Source organism: Granulicoccus phenolivorans DSM 17626 = NBRC 107789 = JCM 15570 (assembly GCF_000423085.1).
Classification (GTDB): domain Bacteria; phylum Actinomycetota; class Actinomycetes; order Propionibacteriales; family Propionibacteriaceae; genus Granulicoccus; species Granulicoccus phenolivorans.
This window is the reverse complement of record NZ_AUHH01000046.1, coordinates 1-16,461: the sequence shown is the minus strand read 5'-3', so window position 1 is coordinate 16,461 and position 16,461 is coordinate 1. Positions and strand designations below refer to the sequence as shown.

General features: G+C 70.1%; 16 protein-coding genes and 1 pseudogene. 7 read left to right on the top strand and 10 right to left on the bottom strand.

Going from position 1 to position 16,461, the window contains the following annotated elements:
* Positions 1-64: 64 nt before the first annotated feature.
* From G531_RS23280 to G531_RS0115765, 8 genes are all read right to left on the bottom strand, one after another.
* Positions 65-880, bottom strand: coding sequence for an alpha/beta fold hydrolase (locus tag G531_RS23280; RefSeq protein ID WP_051215598.1), 816 nt, complete (start codon positions 878-880; stop codon positions 65-67).
* 103 nt (positions 881-983) lie between these two features.
* Entirely contained in the window at positions 984-1,247 is a 264-nt protein-coding gene (gene rpsO / locus G531_RS0115795; RefSeq protein ID WP_026927973.1) for a 30S ribosomal protein S15, read from the bottom strand.
* A gap of 154 nt (positions 1,248-1,401) precedes the next feature.
* Positions 1,402-2,313, bottom strand: coding sequence for a bifunctional riboflavin kinase/FAD synthetase (locus tag G531_RS23275; protein WP_051215602.1), 912 nt, complete (start codon positions 2,311-2,313; stop codon positions 1,402-1,404).
* A gap of 23 nt (positions 2,314-2,336) precedes the next feature.
* The gene (truB, locus tag G531_RS0115785; protein WP_035759350.1) at positions 2,337-3,248 is read right to left on the bottom strand and encodes a tRNA pseudouridine(55) synthase TruB; all 912 of its coding nucleotides are present in this window, start codon (positions 3,246-3,248) and stop codon (positions 2,337-2,339) included.
* A 2-nt stretch (positions 3,249-3,250) separates the two neighbouring features.
* Positions 3,251-3,676, bottom strand: coding sequence for a 30S ribosome-binding factor RbfA (gene rbfA, locus G531_RS0115780; RefSeq protein WP_026927971.1), 426 nt, complete (start codon positions 3,674-3,676; stop codon positions 3,251-3,253).
* Positions 3,677-3,730: 54 nt separating this feature from the next.
* Positions 3,731-4,141: a pyridoxamine 5'-phosphate oxidase family protein gene (locus tag G531_RS0115775; RefSeq protein WP_026927970.1), complete on the bottom strand. Its 411-nt coding sequence runs from the start codon at positions 4,139-4,141 to the stop codon at positions 3,731-3,733.
* 189 nt (positions 4,142-4,330) lie between these two features.
* Complete coding sequence (infB, locus tag G531_RS25330; protein WP_081684184.1) at positions 4,331-7,387, bottom strand: translation initiation factor IF-2; 3,057 nt, start codon at positions 7,385-7,387, stop codon at positions 4,331-4,333.
* Between the two features lie 219 nt (positions 7,388-7,606).
* Complete coding sequence (locus G531_RS0115765; protein WP_026927968.1) at positions 7,607-7,867, bottom strand: YlxR family protein; 261 nt, start codon at positions 7,865-7,867, stop codon at positions 7,607-7,609.
* A 143-nt stretch (positions 7,868-8,010) separates the two neighbouring features.
* Here G531_RS0115765 and G531_RS0115760 point away from each other — a divergent pair, with 143 nt between their 5' ends.
* From G531_RS0115760 to G531_RS0115740, 5 genes are all read left to right on the top strand, one after another.
* A complete protein-coding gene (locus G531_RS0115760) occupies positions 8,011-8,796 on the top strand; it encodes a (Fe-S)-binding protein (protein WP_026927967.1) in 786 nt (261 codons plus the stop codon).
* A gap of 14 nt (positions 8,797-8,810) precedes the next feature.
* Positions 8,811-10,280, top strand: coding sequence for a lactate utilization protein B (locus G531_RS0115755; protein ID WP_051215601.1), 1,470 nt, complete (start codon positions 8,811-8,813; stop codon positions 10,278-10,280).
* On the top strand, positions 10,280-10,936 hold the full coding sequence (locus G531_RS0115750) for a LutC/YkgG family protein (protein ID WP_026927965.1): 657 nt from the start codon (positions 10,280-10,282) through the stop codon (positions 10,934-10,936). Before G531_RS0115755 ends, G531_RS0115750 begins: the two co-directional genes overlap by 1 nt.
* Before the next feature lie 212 nt (positions 10,937-11,148).
* Complete coding sequence (locus G531_RS23270) at positions 11,149-12,663, top strand: DEAD/DEAH box helicase (protein ID WP_051215597.1); 1,515 nt, start codon at positions 11,149-11,151, stop codon at positions 12,661-12,663.
* 99 nt (positions 12,664-12,762) lie between these two features.
* Positions 12,763-13,284 carry a hypothetical protein gene (locus tag G531_RS0115740; protein ID WP_051215596.1) on the top strand — a complete coding sequence of 174 codons (522 nt, stop codon included), beginning with the start codon at positions 12,763-12,765 and terminating at the stop codon, positions 13,282-13,284.
* A gap of 119 nt (positions 13,285-13,403) precedes the next feature.
* Here the strand turns inward: G531_RS0115740 and nusA are convergent, their stop codons facing one another.
* Positions 13,404-14,384 (bottom strand): transcription termination factor NusA, encoded by a 981-nt coding sequence (gene nusA, locus G531_RS0115735; protein ID WP_026927963.1) that lies wholly within the window; start codon positions 14,382-14,384, stop codon positions 13,404-13,406.
* Entirely contained in the window at positions 14,384-14,944 is a 561-nt protein-coding gene (gene rimP / locus G531_RS0115730) for a ribosome maturation factor RimP (RefSeq protein ID WP_026927962.1), read from the bottom strand. The genes nusA and rimP overlap by 1 nt, the downstream gene beginning before the upstream one ends.
* A gap of 110 nt (positions 14,945-15,054) precedes the next feature.
* Here rimP and G531_RS23265 point away from each other — a divergent pair, with 110 nt between their 5' ends.
* Both G531_RS23265 and G531_RS23260 read left to right on the top strand, forming a co-directional pair.
* Positions 15,055-16,062 (top strand): ferritin-like domain-containing protein, encoded by a 1,008-nt coding sequence (locus G531_RS23265; protein WP_145978772.1) that lies wholly within the window; start codon positions 15,055-15,057, stop codon positions 16,060-16,062.
* 47 nt (positions 16,063-16,109) lie between these two features.
* Positions 16,110-16,461 (top strand): annotated as a pseudogene (locus G531_RS23260) (hypothetical protein); the annotation flags it as partial.

The following is a 16,461-nucleotide window of genomic DNA, read 5'->3' as shown; positions in this document are numbered from 1 at the left end:
GACTATGCGTACGCGTGTGCTGCCGACAACGCAGCCACGCGTGTGGGGCCCAGTGGGATTCGGATCAGGCCCGGGCGATGACCGGACCGGCCCAGCCGGCCCCCTCGTTGTGCGCCAGGATCTGGAGCAGGTCGGCGTTGAAGCGATCGGGGTGAGCCACGTTGACCGCATGGGAGCCGTAGGGCAGCTTCACCAGGCGTCCCTTGGGGGCCGCGGCGGCGAAGCGCCGCTCATGCAGGCGCAGCTGATCGAAGCGCGGGCTGACGATGGCGACCGGCACCGGGATCCGGTACAGGGCCGCGACCAGGTCCAGTTCACCGGCGGTGCGCATCGCCGCGCGGACGGTCGGGATGTCGGCGCGCCCGCCGCGGTAGCCGCAGGCGGTCTCGTCGGAGCCGATCAGGTAGCGGAACAGCCACGGTTGCACCGGGTCGCCGGTCTCGGGGGAAATGGTGGCCCGGGCGCCGGGGATCCGGTCCCCCAGCGCCACCATGCCCGCGTACGCCGCGGCGGTCAGCCGGGTGGGCTGGACGGCGGAACCGAACACGGTCACCGAGGCCAGCGGGTGATTCAGTTCATCGGCGAGGGTGCCGGCGGCGTGGATCGCGATCATCCCGCCCAGGGAGGCACCGATCAGGTGCACCCGGCCGGGGCCGACCTGCGCGCTCGCCTCGGCGATCGCGGCGGTGATGGTGTCGGTGGCCGCGGCGGTGGTGAACTGCTCCCCCCGGCGGGTGCCGTGACCGGGGAAATCGGGGGCGAAGACCCGGTAGCCGGCCTCCCGGAAGGCGGGAAGCTGCGGATCCCACTGGGTGTGCGAGGTGCGGGTGCCGTGCACGAGCACGACGGCGCGGTCAGTGGGATTCAGGGTTTCGTCCATTTCTCCATGATCACCCGCGCGGGCAAATCGGCCCAATCGAGCGTCCGCAGGACAGAACGGGCCCCGCCGTGTGGCGGGACCCGTTCGGTCGAGGCTACTGCGATCAGCGGCGCAGCCCGAGGCGCTTGATCAGCGCACGGTAGTGCTCCACGTCCTGCTTGGCGACGTAGTTGAGCAGCCGGCGACGCTGACCGACCATCAGCATCAGGCCGCGGCGGCTGTGGTGGTCGCCCTTGTGGGCCTTCAGGTGATCGGTCAGGTGCGAGATGCGCTTGGTCAGCAGCGCGATCTGCACGTCCGGAGAGCCGGTGTCACCAGGCTTGGTTGCGTATTCTTCAATGATCTTCTGCTTTTCGGCGGCGTCCATCGTCGCTCTCCTCTCGGTTTCCCGTTGCGCGGCGCCCCACCCTGCGGTGAAGGCTCTGTGTGTCCGCGGCCGTTCTGACGGCAACCTCACGAGGATAGCATCGACGGGCGATCCCCGGCGAATCCTTGCCTCGGTGAATCAGCGTGTCGGTGAATCAGTGGGTCGGGGGCTCCAGGTCCGACAGCAGCAGGCTGACATCGGCGCAGTCCTGGGCGATCTGGGCGATCAGCGCGTCGAGTCCGTCGAAGCGGACGTTGCCGCGCAGCCGGGCGGCGAAGTCGATGCTGACCGGGACGCCGTACAGGTTGAGGTCGTCGCGGCCGAGCACGTGCGCCTCGACCACGACCTCCGGCACGTCGTCGAAGGTCGGGTTGCGCCCGACCGAGATGGCGGCCGGCCAGAACTCGGCATCGGCCCGGTCGAGGCGATGCAGCCAGCCGGCGTACACCCCGTCGGCCGGGGCCGCGACCCCCTCGGGGACCGGCAGATTGGCGGTCGGGAAGCCCAACTCGCGGCCGCGCTGATGCCCATAGACCACGGTGCCACGGAAGCGGTAGGGCCGGCCCAGGTGATGCCAGGCGCCGGCCATGTCGCCCTCGGCGACCAGCCGCCGGATCTCGGTGGAGCAGGTGGTGGCGTGATCGGATTCGACCAGGTCCAGCGCGGTGACCTCGAAACCGAGGGCGCGCAGGGTGTCGGAGTTGCCCTTGGCCCTGTGCCCGAACCGGAAGTTCTCCCCCACCACGATCCGGACCGGATCCAGCGGACGGATGAAGCGCTCGACGAAGTCCTCGGGGCTGAGGGCGGCCAGTTCCCGGTCGAAGGGGATCACCACCACCTCATCGGCGCCGGCGTCCTTGAGCAGGTTGATCCGGTCGCCCAGATCGGTCAGCAGCAGGGGTTGTTTCCCGGGCCGGACCACCGACATCGGGTGCGGCCAGAAGGTGACCACGATGACCCGCGCGCCGGGCAGCGAGCCGCGCGCGGCCTGCAAGACCGCCTGATGCCCGCGATGGACACCGTCGAAGTTGCCGATCACCACCAAATTGGCTTGACCCACTGTGATTCCTTCCTGCAGACGCACAGATGCTACCCCGCGAGCACGGCCTCGGCGACCGCCCCGGCCGCCTCGGGTCCGGCGGGCCGGTACAGGGCGAGGAATCGTCCCGCGTGCATCATCGCGGTGAGCCCGTCGACCGGACGCTGCGGCAGCGGCTGGCCGTACCCGATCGCACGGGCCTCGGCGTCGGTGACCTCGACGTGCGGGAAGCAGGCGGTGGCGACCTCGTCGATGCCGATCAGCGCCGTGCCGAGGTCGTCGCCGGCCAGACCGGTTTCGTCGAGGCCGACCCGGGACAGATCGAACGGTCCGACCCGGGTACGCCGCAGCGCGGTCAGGTGCCCGCCGCTGCCCAGGGCGCGGCCGAGATCGCGGGCCAGGGCACGGATGTAGGTACCCGAGGAGCAGGTGACCGCGACCTCGCAGTCGAGGACGGGGATCCCGTCGGCCTGCGCCGGGGTGATCGGGCCCAGGTCGAAGCGCGAGACGGTGACCGGGCGGGCCCGCAGTTCCACGTCCTCACCCGCCCGGACCTTCGCGTACGCCCGCTGCCCGTTCACCTTGATCGCCGACACCGCGGTCGGGACCTGCAGGATCTCTCCGCGCAGCGGCACCATCGCGGCCTCGATCGCCTCCCGGGTGATCCCGGCGGCGCCGGCGGAGGCGGTGAACTCCCCCTCGGCGTCGTCGGTGATGGTGGCGCGGCCGAGCCGGATCGTGGCGGTGTATTCCTTCTGCGTGAGCATCAGGTGCCCCAGCAGCCGGGTGGCCCGGTTGACCCCGATCAGCAGGACCCCGGTGGCCATCGGGTCGAGGGTGCCGGCGTGGCCGACCTTGCGGGTGTGGGCCAGGCGGCGGATGCGACCGACCACCTGGTGCGAGGTCCACCCGGCGGGCTTGTCGACCACCACCACCCCGGACGGGCCGGTGGCTGCAGCCACGCTCAGTCCTCCTCGTCCTTCTTCTTGTACGGATCGGCCTCGCCGGCGTACTGCGCCCGGGCGGCCTGCTCGGCCACCGCGGTGTCGTGGTCGCGGGCGGAGTCGAGCAACTCGTTGATGTGGCGCGCGGACTCCGGCATCGCGTCCAGCACGAAGGTGAGGGTGGGGGCGAACTTCAGACCCAGTTGCTTGCCGACCGTGGAGCGCAGCAGCCCCTTGGCCGACTCCAGGGCGGCCTGCGTCCCGGCCAGGTCGGTTTCGGAACCGAGCACGGTGTAGAACACCGTTGCTTCGCGCAGGTCGCCGGTCAACTGCACATCGGTCACGGTGGCAAACCCGAGCCGGGGGTCCTTGATCCGCCGTTCCAGCATCTGCGCCACGATCATCTTGATCTGATCAGCCAGCTTGAGGGCGCGTGGGTTACTCATGACTCGCCATCCTTCCAGATCCGGGCCCGGCCTTCATCCGCATTTCATCGTGGCTCAGCCGATGCCGGCACTGCGCCAGGTGACCGGGCGCAGCGTGAACCGCACCTCCGGCCCGACATTCTGCTCGATATGGGTCAGATAGCCCTCCAGAATGTGCGGCGGGAGATAGCGCGCGGCGACCGAGCGCGGCGCCTCCAGGGAGGGCTCGCCCTCCTCGATCAGGGTGCATTCCACGGCCACGTAACGCGGTGGGGTCACCGAATCGACCACCAGGGTGCAGCGTCCGGCCTCGCGCAGCCGCTTGGCCGCCAGGGAGTCCGGACCGGTCACCAGGGCGATGCTGCCGCCGGGCTGGTAGTCGTACCAGACCGGCATGGTCAATGGCGCGGCCGGGCCGGGAATCATCAGGAGAGCCACGTGTGGCTCGGCGAAGAATTCTTCGGCACGGTGCTGCATCAGGGACATGTTATGAGCCTAAAAGGTGCCACTGACAAAAAGAGAGCGCAGAATCGAGCGACGGCCGATGGGTATGGTGATCTTTCCCATAAGGCCGCCCGTGCCCATGAAATAGAGGGCAGCAACCGTGTTTCGGAATGGGACACGAAAGGGGGCAGGCCCGTTCGGACCTGCCCCCTGTCGGTGGATCGGCTGCGCTCAGTCGCGCGGCTTCTCGCGCATCTCGAAGGTTTCGATGATGTCACCCTGCTTGATGTCGGAGAAGTTGGTCAGCGTCAGACCGCATTCGTACCCCTCGCGCACCTCGGTGACCGAGTCCTTCTCCCGCTGCAGCGTGTTGATCTCGGTCTCGGTGACCACGACCCCATCGCGCAGCAGTCGCGCCTTGGCGTGCCGGCGGACGGTCCCGTCGAGGACCATACAACCGGCGATCGTGCCGACCTTGGAGGACCGGAAGATCTCGCGGATCTCGGTGTGCCCGGTGACGACCTCTTCGTAGATCGGCTTGAGCATGCCCTTCAGCGCCGCCTCGACCTCGTCGATCGCGTCGTAGATCACCGTGTAGTAGCGGATGTCCACGTTCTCGCGGTCGGCCATCTCGGTGGCCTTGCCCTGGGCGCGCACGTTGTAGCCGATGATGACCGCGCCGGAGGCCGAAGCCAGCGACACGTTCGTCTCGGTGATCGCACCGACACCGCGGTCGATCACGCGCAGCGACACCTCGTCGTCCACCTCGATGTTGAGCAGGCTGTCCTCCAGAGCTTCCACCGAGCCGGCGGAGTCGCCCTTGAGGATGAGCAGGAGTTCGGAGGTCTCCCCCTTCTCCATCTGCTCCTTGATCGCATCCAGCGTCTTGCGCCGCGCACCCTTGGCCTGCAGCGCGGCCCGCTTGCGAGCTTCGCGCTGGTCGGCGATCTGGCGCGCGGTCCGGTCGTCGGGCACCACCAGGATGGTGTCACCGGCACCGGGTACCGAGGTCAGACCCAGCACCTGGACCGGCATCGACGGCGGCGCCTCCTCCACCTGCTCACCGGTATCGGAGACCAGGGCACGGACGCGCCCGTGGGCCGGACCGGCGACGATCGAGTCACCGACGTGCAGGGTGCCGCGCTGGACGAGGACGGTGGCCACGGGGCCCCGGCCCTTGTCCAGGTGCGCCTCGATGGCCACACCCTGGGCATCCATGTCGGGGTTGGCCCGCAGGTCCAGAGACGCGTCGGCGGTCAGCACGACGGCCTCGAGCAGTTCGTCCAGGCCCTGTCCGGTCACCGCCGAGACGTCGACGAACATGGTGTCGCCGCCGTACTCCTCGGGGACCAGGCCGTACTCGGTGAGCTGACCCCGGACCTTCTGCGGATCCGCGGCCTCCTTGTCGATCTTGTTCACCGCCACCACGACCGGCACATCGGCGGCCGTCGCGTGGTTCAGGGCCTCGATCGTCTGCGGCATCACACCGTCGTCGGCGGCCACCACCAGGATGGCGATGTCGGTCGACTTGGCACCACGGGCACGCATGGCGGTGAACGCCTCGTGACCCGGGGTGTCGATGAAGGTGATCTTGCGCTCGACACCGTCGACCTCGGTCGCGACCTGGTAGGCACCGATCGACTGGGTGATCCCGCCGGCCTCCTTGGCTGCCACGTTCGAATGCCGCAGGGCATCCAGCAGCTTGGTCTTGCCGTGGTCGACGTGACCCATGACCGTGACGACCGGCGGACGGGGCTCGAGATCCTCTTCGTCGCCCTCGTCCTCACCGAACTCGAGGTCGAAGCGCTCGAGCAGCTCGCGCTCCTCGTCCTCGGGCGAGACGACCTGGATGTCGTAGTTCAGCTCGGCACCCAGCAACTGCAGGGTGTCGTCGTTGACCGACTGGGTCGCGGTCACCATTTCGCCCATGCTGAACAGCACCTGCACCAGCTGAGCGGCGTCGACATTGATCTTCTCGGCCAGGTCGCTCAGCGAGGCACCCCGGCGCAACCGGACGCTCTGCCCGTCACCCTTGCGGATGCGTACGCCGCCGATCGACGGCGCTTCCATCTGGTCGAATTCTTGCCTGCGCTGCTTCTTCGACTTGCGACCACGACGCGACTGGCCACCGCGACCGAAGGCACCCTGAGTGCCGCCGCGGCCACCGCGACCGCCCCGCCCGGCCGGTGGCGGACCACCGGCAGTCGTGGCACCGGCACCGGGACCACCCCGGCCCGGACCAGCGCCGGGACGACCCCGGCCACCGCCGCCACCGCCGGGACGTCCCCGGCCCCCGACCGGGGTGCCGTGTCCGCCGAGCTGGCTGGAGGTGTGCTTGGGCATCATCGCCGGGTTCGGCCGCGGCATGCCGGCGGCGCCACCACCGGCCGGACGCGGACCGCCCGGACGTGCGGTGTCACCGGGACGCTGCGGACGCGGCCCACCCGGACGCGGGGCGCCGCCGTCGGGACGCGGCCGACGGGCCTGGGTGCCCATCCCCTGCGCCGAGGAGTACGGGTTGTTGCCGGGGCGCGGGGTGCCCTGCGGACGCGGCCGCGGACCGGGCAGACCACCGGTGGCACCCGGACGCGGGGCGTGCGGCTTGGGCGCTGCGCCGCCGGGACCCTGCGGACGCGGACCGGGCGCGGCCGGACGCGGGCTCGGGGTGTTCCGGGTCTCCGGCTGGTTCGCCGAACGCGGGGCCGGTGGACGCGGACCCGGACGCGGGCCCTCGGTGCGGGACTCCGGCGTACCGGCAGCCCGCGGCATCCGCGGACCGGGCTTGGCGCCGGCGGAACCACCGGGTGCGGCCGGACGGGCCGGACGGGGGCTCGGCGCACCCGGAGCGGGCGCCGGACGACGCGTGGGAGCCGGGGTCGGCGTCGCGGCCGGAGTCGACGAGGCGGCCGAAGTCGACGGTGCGGCCTGGGCGGCCGGAGCCGACGGGGTAGTCCGGGCAGCGGGTCGCTCGGCTGGCTTCGGGGTCGGCTTCGGCGTACGGGCCGGGGCCGGACCGGGCATCGGCGGCTTCGGACCCGGCTTGGGGGTCGGACCGGCCTTGGGCCGCGGGGCCTGTGGGCGCGCGGCGGGGGCCCCGGGCTTGGGGGCAGACTTTGCCTCGGGCTTGCCGCCGGAGGTCAGCCGGTCCCGCAGTCGACGGACGACCGGCGCTTCGATGGTGGACGACGCGGAGCGGACGAACTCGCCCATGTCGTTCAGGGTTTGCAGAACTTCCTTGCTCTCGAGTCCGAGCTCCTTAGCAAGCTCGTAGACACGGACCTTTGCCACTACTCTCCTTTGATGGCCCGTGCGGTATCACTCGGGCGCTAGTTGGTTTGCATGCTCATTCGTGAGTACTCATCGAGTGGTCATGAGCGTTAACCCACTTTCAGACTCGTCCGATCCACGTTGGATCGGGGGCTGACCGGCCACCTCTGGGCAGTGGCGCACGGGACAGCTTACAACGAATGCGCAACCAACCGCTACGCGAGTCCGCGGAGCGGAGGTTCAGCCGAGTTGCAGCTGCTGGGCCAGCGCGGCCAGATCGACCGGTGCGGTGGACCGCAGCGCCCGGGTCAGCGCACGCTTGCGTTCGGCCTGTTCGAAGCAGGCCCGGCTGGGGTGCAGGTACGCCCCGCGCCCCGGCAGTCGCCGCTGCGGATCGGGGACCACCGCCCCCGCGCTGACGACCAGCCGCAACAATTCCTGCTGCGGGGCGCGGCGTCGGCAGCCGACACAGGTCCGTTCGGGCTGACGGGGTTCGCTCACAGGTCTCCTCGGGTGCGGGACGCCAACCACGCCCCGAGCAGGCATTATGCCGCCTCGGAGGCGAACTCGGGACGGGCGCGATCTCGGGACGGGGCGCCCCACCCGTTGCCGACGCCTCGGCGGGGCATGGTGGAATCGGCCACATGAGAGTCGGACTGTTTGCCACCTGCATCGGCGACGTCATGTTCCCCGACGCGGTCAAGGCCACGGCCCTGGTCATTTCCCGGCTGGGCCACGAGGTCGTCTTCCCGACCGAGCAGAGCTGCTGCGGGCAGATGCACGTCAACACCGGCTACCAGCGCGAGGCGGTTCCGCTGGTCCGCACCTATACCGATGCCTTCGCCGATCCCGCCCTCGACTGTGTGGTGATCCCCTCCGGGTCCTGCACCGCGGCGGTCCGGGAGCATCACGTACGCCTGGCCGAGCGCTACGGGGACCCCGCGCTGGCCGATGGCGCCCGGCGGGTCAGCACGAAGAGCTACGACCTGGCCGAATTCCTGATCGACCTCGCGGGGGTGGAGGACGTGGGCGCCTTCTTCCCGCACCGGGTCACCTACCACGCCTCGTGCCATTCGCTGCGCTTTCTCCGGGTGGGCGATCGGCCCTACCGGCTGCTGCAGGCCGTGGCGGACATCGACCTCGTCCCGCTGCCCAACCGCGAGGAATGCTGTGGGTTCGGCGGCACCTTCTCGCTGAAGAACGCCGAGACCTCGGCGGCCATGGTCGCCGACAAGGCCCGCCACGTGAGCGAGACCGCGGCGGAGTATGTCACCGCCGGCGACGCGTCCTGCCTGATGAACATCGGCGGCGCCCTGGCCCGGCAGCGGGCCGGGGTCCGCGCCCTGCACCTGGCGGAAATCCTCGCCTCCACCCGGGCGCACCCCTGGTCGCCCACGTCCGCGGCGTACACCAAGGAGTTCATGCTGTGAGCACGTTTCTGGGCATGCCGGGTCACCTGCGCGGTGTCGAGTCCTTCCCCAGGGCCGCCCACCGCGGCCTCACCAACGCCACCCAACGCCACAACCTGACGCACGCCACGACCACGATCCGGGACAAGCGGGCCGCGGTAGTGGCCGAGCTCGACGACTGGCAGGAGCTGCGCGCTGCGGGTTCGGCGATCAAGCGCGACGTCCTGGCCCGCCTGCCGGAGTTGCTCGAGCAGTTCGAGGCGGCGGTGACCGCGCGCGGCGGGATCGTCCACTGGGCCCGGGACGCAGCCGAGGCCGGCGCGATCGTCACCGACCTGATCCGGGCGACCGGGGAGACCGAGGTCCTGAAGGTCAAGTCCATGGCCACCCAGGAGATTGCGCTCAACGAGCAGCTCGCCGCGGCCGGTATCCACGCCCAGGAGACCGACCTGGCCGAGTTGATCATCCAGCTCGGCCACGACACGCCGTCGCACATCCTGGTCCCGGCCATCCACCGCAACCGGGCCGAGATCCGCGACATCTTCCTCGCCGGGATGCCCGGAGTGGATCCCGACCTGTCCACCGAACCGGCCGACCTGGCCGAGGCGTCCCGGGTGTTCCTCCGCACACAGTTCCTGCGGACCCGGGTGGCGATCTCCGGCTGCAACTTCGGGATCGCCGAGACCGGGACGGTGTCGGTGGTCGAATCCGAGGGCAACGGACGGATGTGCGTCACGCTCCCGCAGACCCTGATCACGGTCATGGGGATCGAGAAACTGTTGCCGACCTACCGCGACCTCGAGGTGTTCCTGCAACTGCTCCCCCGCTCCTCCACCGGGGAGCGGATGAACCCCTACACCTCGCTGTGGACCGGCGTCACTCCCGACGACGGCCCGCAGGAGTTCCATATCGTGCTGCTGGACAACGGCCGGACGCGGGCGCTGGCCGATTCGGTCGGCCGGGAGGCGCTGAAATGTATCCGCTGCTCGGCCTGCCTGAATGTCTGCCCGGTGTACGAACGGGCCGGGGGCCACGCGTACGGATCGACGTATCCAGGCCCGATCGGGGCAATCCTGACCCCGCAACTGACCGGCTTCGAGTCCGCCGACGACCCGAACGGTTCGCTGCCGTTCGCGTCCTCGCTGTGCGGGCGCTGCAACGAGGTCTGCCCGGTGGAAATCCCGATCACCGACATCCTGCTGGAATTGCGGCACCGCAAGGTCACCGAGTATCCGCCGGTGCCCGAGGCCACGATGATGCAGACCCTGACCCAGCTGTGGTCCCACCCCCGGCTGTGGAATGCGGCTGCCGGGATGGTCGCGCTGGGTCGGGTCCTGGGCGGACGCGATCACACCATCACCTCGGTGCCCGGATTCCTGGGTGGCTGGACCTCCGTGCGGGACGTTGCGGTGCCGCCCAAGCAGACCTTCCGGCAGTGGTTCGCCGGGAGCGAGGCCCAGCACCTGTTGACTGCCGCCCGGCGCGGTGCGGAGGGCGAAGCCTGATGTCGGATGCCAAGGACGCGATTCTGCGGCGCATTCGGGACGCCGAAGCGCAGGCGGCCGCTGCCCCAGAGGGCCGCGTTGCGCGCAGTTACCGAACCTCGACCGAATCCACCGCCGGGCAACGCCGGGAGTTGCTGATCGATCGCCTGCTGGACTATCGGGCGATGGTCCGTGAAGCCACGCCCACCGAGTTGCCGGCCACGATCGCGGCGGTGCTGTCCGAGGCGGGCGCCACCCGGGTCCGGTACGCGCCCGGACTGGACGCCGCGCTGCTGGCGCGCTTCGACGGCGAGGCACTGCCGGATGATCCGAGCAGCGATCCCCGACTGTTGGACCGGGTCGATGCGGTGGTGACCGACTCCCACGTCACCGCCGCCGCCACGGGAACGATCTGTTTGCAGGCCGGTCCGACGAACGGACGCCGGGCCCTCACCCTGGTGCCGGACTGTCATGTGTGCCTGGTGCGGGATGAGTCGGTGGTGTACGGCGTACCGGAGATGGTTGCCCGGCTGGACCCACTGTTGCCGGTGACGATGGTGTCGGGCCCGTCGGCCACCTCGGATATCGAGTTGAGCCGAGTGGAGGGCGTCCACGGTCCCCGGCGGCTGATCGTGATTCTGGTCCATCCGGGGCCGCCGGAGGCCACGCCCGGGTGACCCGGGGACGTTCCGAAGCGGCCCCGGGCGGGGGAGCCTGCTATCGTGGGCGCCAGCGGCGTGCCTGCACGCCGCATGCGTCGTAGAACGCGCCCTCCTTCTGCTGAAGTTGACGGGGCTTTCCCACGGCGATCGAACGCGGCCACCGTCGCGCTCGCCGATCAGGTATCCGGGTCCATTGGGACCGGCGGGTGCCGTGCAAAGAAATGATTATGGACAACACTTCGTTCGCCGATCTCGGCGTGCCCGCAGAACTCGTCGAAGCACTGCGCGGGATGGACCGGATCACCCCCTTCCCCATTCAGGCCGACACCCTCCCCGACACCCTGGCCGGACGCGACGTCCTGGGCCGCGGCAAGACCGGCTCGGGCAAGACCCTGGCCTTCGCCATCCCGCTGGTCGCGGGGCTGTCCGGGCGCGGTGGCCGCAAGCCCCGCGGCCTGGTCCTGGCACCGACCCGGGAACTGGCCACCCAGATCACCGCCACCATCGAACCGCTGGCCGAGGCCGCCGGCCTCTCGGTGACCACCATCTTCGGCGGCGTCTCCCAGTCGCGCCAGGAGACCGCGTTGCGGCGCGGCGTCGACATCGTGGTGGCCTGCCCGGGCCGCCTGGACGATCTGATGAAGCAGGGCATCGCGCACTTGGACCAGATCGAGATCACCGTGCTCGACGAGGCCGACCACATGGCCGACCTGGGCTTCCTGCCGGTGGTCACCCGGATCCTCGACAAGACCCCGCGCGAGGGCCAGCGCATGCTGTTCTCGGCCACCCTCGACAACGGGGTGGACAAGCTGGTGCGCAAGTACCTCGCCGACCCGGTGCTGCACTCGGTCGATGAGGCCAACTCCCCGGTCGCCCGGATGACCCACTACGTCTTCGAGGTCGCCGATTCCGAGAAGGCCGCCCTGGTGCGTACGCTCGCCTCCGGCCGCGGTCGCCGGATCATGTTCACCCGCACCAAGCACCAGGCCAAGCGGCTGGCCAAGCAACTGACCGCCAGCGGCGTCCCGGCGGTGGACCTGCACGGAAACCTCTCGCAGAACGCTCGTGACCGGAACCTCGGCGCCTTCAGCGACGGTTCGGTCCGGGTCCTGGTTGCCACCGATGTGGCAGCCCGCGGCGTCCACGTCGACAATGTCGAACTCGTCGTCCACGTCGATCCGCCGGTGGAGCACAAGGCGTACCTGCACCGCTCCGGGCGGACGGCCCGGGCCGGCTCCGCCGGGGACGTCGCGACGGTGATGCTGCCGTCGCAGCGCGATGACACCCGGCAGATCATGCGCCGGGCCAAGATCGAGGTCCAGCCGCAGCGGGTCACCCCCGATGCACCGCCGGTGATCGCCCTGGTGGGTGAGCCGGCCCCGTACGTGAAGCCCGTCCCCGGTGGCCCCGGCGTCGGCAACGAGCCGGCCCAGCCCCAGGGTGGTGGCCGTTCGCGCAGCGGTCGTCCGGCCGGGCGTACCGGCAGCGCGAACCGTTCGGCGGGCAGCGCGAACCGTTCGGCGGGTAGCGCGAACCGCTCGGCGGGTAACCGGCGTCCGAGCAGCGCGGGTCAGTCGACCGGCGGCCGGGACCAGGACGCGCCGCGATCGGGCAGCAGCACCCGAACCTCCGGGCGCAGCACCGGGAATGGTCGGGGCACCGGCAGCAACCGGAGCAGTGGTGGGGCCGCCGCGTTCAGTGCCGCTCGCCGCGGTTCGGGACGCAGCCGCAGCGGCCGCTAAGGGCCGGGGGCGGCGAACTCACAGGTTGCCGACAGCGCGGGCCACGGTCACTCCCAGCACCTGGACGGACCGTGGTTACGTAGCGATGAAAGGAACCATGTGAACAAGAAGATCGCGATCACCCTGGCCACCGGCGCGGGGATCACCGCTGCCGCCCTCGGTGGGGCCGGGTTGGCTTTCGCCGCCCCGACTGCCACGCCGACCGACTCCCCCAGCGCGTCGACGTCCGCATCTCCCACCGACACCTCCACTGATCGGGGGCACCGTCAGGGGATGGACACCGCGACCCTGGCCCAGAAACTGGGCGTGGATGAAGCCAAGCTGAAGACTGCCCTGCAGGAGATTCGGCAGGCGAACGCGCAGCAGAACAAGGACGGCTCGAACCGACCGGACCCCACGGCCCGGAAGGCCGAGCTCGCCAAGCAGCTCGCCGAGAAGCTCGGCATCGACGAGGCCAAGGTCACCGCGGCCCTCGACGAGGTCCAGCAGGCGGCGCAGACCCAGCACCGGGATCAGCTGAAGTCACGCTTGGATCAAAGCGTCACCGACGGCAAGCTCACCCAGGCCGATGCGGACTCCGTCCTCAAGGCCTTCGATGCCGGAGTGCTGGGCGGGCGCTGACCCGCTCGGTGAACCCCCGATCCCGCCCCCCGTCGGGATCGCCCCCCAACACAGCGGCGCCCACGTCTTCGTGGGCGCCGCTGTGTTTCTCGTGCTCGGTGTTTGCGTGCTCGGTGGGGTCAGTTCTTCGGGGGCACCTCGGTGTCGGGCCGGATGTCGATGCGCCAGCCGGTCAACCGGGCCGCGAGCCGGGCGTTCTGCCCCTCCCGGCCGATCGCCAGGGACAACTGGTAGTCCGGCACGATCACCCGGGCGGCCCGCGCCGCCGGATCGACCACGGTGACCGAGGTGACCTTGGCCGGGGAGAGCGCCTGTCCGACGAACTTCGCCGGATCCTCGGAGTAGTCGATGATGTCGATCTTCTCCTCGTTCAACTCATGCATCACCGCGCGGACCCGCTGCCCCATCGGGCCGATGCAGGCGCCCTTGGCCGATACGTCGGGACGCTTGGAAATCACCGCGATCTTGGTGCGATGGCCGGCCTCCCGCGCGACCGCCTTGATCTCGACGATGCCCTGTTCGATCTCGGGAACCTCGAGCCGGAACAGGCGTTCGACCAGGTTGGGGTGGGTCCGCGACACCACGACCTGCGGGCCGCGCACATCCCGGCGTACGGCCACGACGTAGACGCGCAGGCGCTTGCCGTGGGAATAGTCCTCCCCGGGCACCTGCTCGGCCAACGGCATGATCGCCTCCAGCATGCCCAGGTCGACCCGGACGACCCGGGAGTCGCGGGACTGCTGGACGGTGCCGACCAGGATGTCGCCCTCCTGCCCGGAGAAGTGACCGAACTTCTGCTGGTCCTCGGCATCGCGCAGTCGCTGGAAGATCACCTGCCGGGCGGTCGAGGCGGCAACGCGGCCGAAGTCGTCGGGAGTGTCGACGTACTCCCCGATGACGTTGCCTTCCTCGTCGCGCTCGGGAGCCAGGACGCGGACCTTGCCGGTCTTGCGGTCCAGCTCGACCCGGGCGCCGCGGACCGGGCGTTCGGTCTTGTCGTAGGCGTTGAGCATGGCCTCTTCGAGTGCGGTGATGAGCACATCGAGGGGAATCTCTTTGTCCTTCTCGATCGCGCGCAGCGCGGACATGTCGATGTCCATCAGTGATCCCCTTCCTCGGCGGATTCGTCGGTGTCAGCGGAGTCGTCGGTGTCGCCGGGGAGCACCAGATCCTTGGGCGGGTTCATCTCGATCTGCACCACGGCGCGGGTGATCCCGGCCAGGGGGAGGTCCAGATCCTGGGAGGTCTGGGTCCGGGGGTGCTTGCCGTTGGTGACCCGGAGGGTGACGGTGTCCTCGGTGACCGCGACGATGCGTCCGGTCAGGTCGTCGGTATCGGGCCGGGTGACGGTGACCAGGCGGCCCAGATTGCGGCGGTAGTGCGCCGGCTTGGTCAGCGGCCGGCTGATGCCGGGGGTGCTCACCTCGAGGGTGTACGCCGCCTCGCCCATCACATCGGACTCATCCAGCGCCCGGGACACGGCCCGGGTGAGGTCGGCGATCTGGTCACTGGACGGGCCGCGGCCGGCGGGTCCGTCGCCGTCAACGGTGACCTTCAACAGCCGGCGCTTCCCGGCGGTGACGACATCGAGCTTGTCCAGCTCCAGTTCATGCTCGGCCAGCAGGGGGCCGAGCAACGCAGTCAACTCGCTCTCGGACACGGGACCTCTTTCGATTGTGTGCGTTCAGTTGTTCGTCCGCGCAGGCGCGGGCGCCCGGGCGGGTGCGCGCGGGTTCGAGCCAGCATAGCAAGGTGCGGTAGGTTCACTGCGTGACTGTCTTCTCCCGGCGCGGCCTGTTTGTGGGGATGGGCTCTTTGCTGCTGGGTGGCGCGCTGGTCGGGTGCTCGGTGACCGATCCGCTGGTGCACGGTGGAAGTCAGACTCCCCCGCCGCTGCCGACCCCGAGCCCGGTGCCCACGCTCGCGGATGTGGCCGGCGCACTGCAGTGGGAGGCCGACCTGGCCGGCGTCACGCAGGAGTTGTCCGGGGCTGGTCTCGGCGCCCCGATCACCGAGCAGGTGACGGCTTTCACGGCCGCCCATCAGGCGCATCTGCTGGCGCTGGCCTCGCCGGATCCGGTGGCTCGGCCCACCGCGACGCCGACCGATGGCCGGACGCCGCGCCCGGTGCCGAGCGCGTCGGCCACCCTGGGCGCTGCGCGCGGGGACGCGGCGATCACCCAGGTGCGCGATCTCTACGGTCGGGCCGTCGCGGAGTATCAGCGTCGGGCACTGGAGGCCGAGGGCCAGCATGCGTTGGTGTGGGGGTCCCTGATGGCGTACGCGAGCGGGGCGCAGGCGGCGCTGGAGTTCCGCCAGGCCCGCCCCGCTCCCCCGGCGAACGAGCCCCGGCCGCTGCAGGTCTGGAGCGATGTCGAGGCGATGCAGCAGGTGCTGCGGCAGGTGCACGGGCTGATCTACGGGTATCAGGCGGCGCTGGCCCCGATGACCGGGAACGACACCCGGACGGTCAGCCAGTTGCTGAACGAGCATCGGGCCCTGCGGACCCGACTCGGCGACCTGCTGCGGGAACGCAATGAACAGGTCCCCGCGGCCGAGGCGGCCTACAAGTTGCCGGTCGAACCGACCGATCGGGCGAACGGCGCCAAAATCATCGCCACCATGGAGGGTGCCTTCCGGCCGTTCGCCGGTGGCTGGGTGGCGGCCGCTACCGATGGCAGCACCCGGGAACTGGCGGTGCAGACGCTCCAGGGCTCGGCCCGGACGGCGGCGCAATGGGGTGGCGACCTGCCGATTTGGCCGGGTTTCGCGCACTGAGCCGGTTTCGGGCAATTTTTGTCAGTGGGCGTCTGTTGAATAGGAACATGGGTTCGATAACAGCTCCACCTGGGTACGCCGAGGCCGCGGCGGCGCTACGGCATGTTCATGAGCAGGAGAGCGCGATCGAGGTCGCGAAGCTGATCGCGGTGGCCGCGATGTGTGATCGGTATCGGGTCGATGACTCGGTGATTGTGGCGGGGTGTGAAGAGACCATGGTCTACGGCGCCGATGGCACCCCCGCCCTGGGCGCGTTCCTGTCCCTGGAAGTCGCGGGGATTCTCCAGATCAGCGACAAGACCGCCGGCACGTTGATCGCTGAAACCCTGAACCTGCGGCACCGCCACCCGTTGTTGTGGGAGGCGGTCCTGGCCGGTCGGGTCCGGTCCTGGCCCGCCC

Excerpts from the sequence above, each read along its gene's own strand:
- G531_RS23280 (WP_051215598.1), bottom strand. The coding sequence starts at position 880 with ATGGACGAAACCCTGAATCCCACTGACCGCGCCGTCGTGCTCGTGCAC.
- rpsO (WP_026927973.1), bottom strand. The coding sequence starts at position 1,247 with ATGGACGCCGCCGAAAAGCAGAAGATCATTGAAGAATACGCAACCAAG.
- rbfA (WP_026927971.1), bottom strand. The coding sequence starts at position 3,676 with ATGAGTAACCCACGCGCCCTCAAGCTGGCTGATCAGATCAAGATGATC.
- G531_RS0115775 (WP_026927970.1), bottom strand. The coding sequence starts at position 4,141 with ATGTCCCTGATGCAGCACCGTGCCGAAGAATTCTTCGCCGAGCCACAC.
- G531_RS0115760 (WP_026927967.1), top strand. The coding sequence starts at position 8,011 with ATGAGAGTCGGACTGTTTGCCACCTGCATCGGCGACGTCATGTTCCCC.
- G531_RS0115755 (WP_051215601.1), top strand. The coding sequence starts at position 8,811 with ATGCCGGGTCACCTGCGCGGTGTCGAGTCCTTCCCCAGGGCCGCCCAC.
- G531_RS0115750 (WP_026927965.1), top strand. The coding sequence starts at position 10,280 with ATGTCGGATGCCAAGGACGCGATTCTGCGGCGCATTCGGGACGCCGAA.
- G531_RS23270 (WP_051215597.1), top strand. The coding sequence starts at position 11,149 with ATGGACAACACTTCGTTCGCCGATCTCGGCGTGCCCGCAGAACTCGTC.
- nusA (WP_026927963.1), bottom strand. The coding sequence starts at position 14,384 with ATGGACATCGACATGTCCGCGCTGCGCGCGATCGAGAAGGACAAAGAG.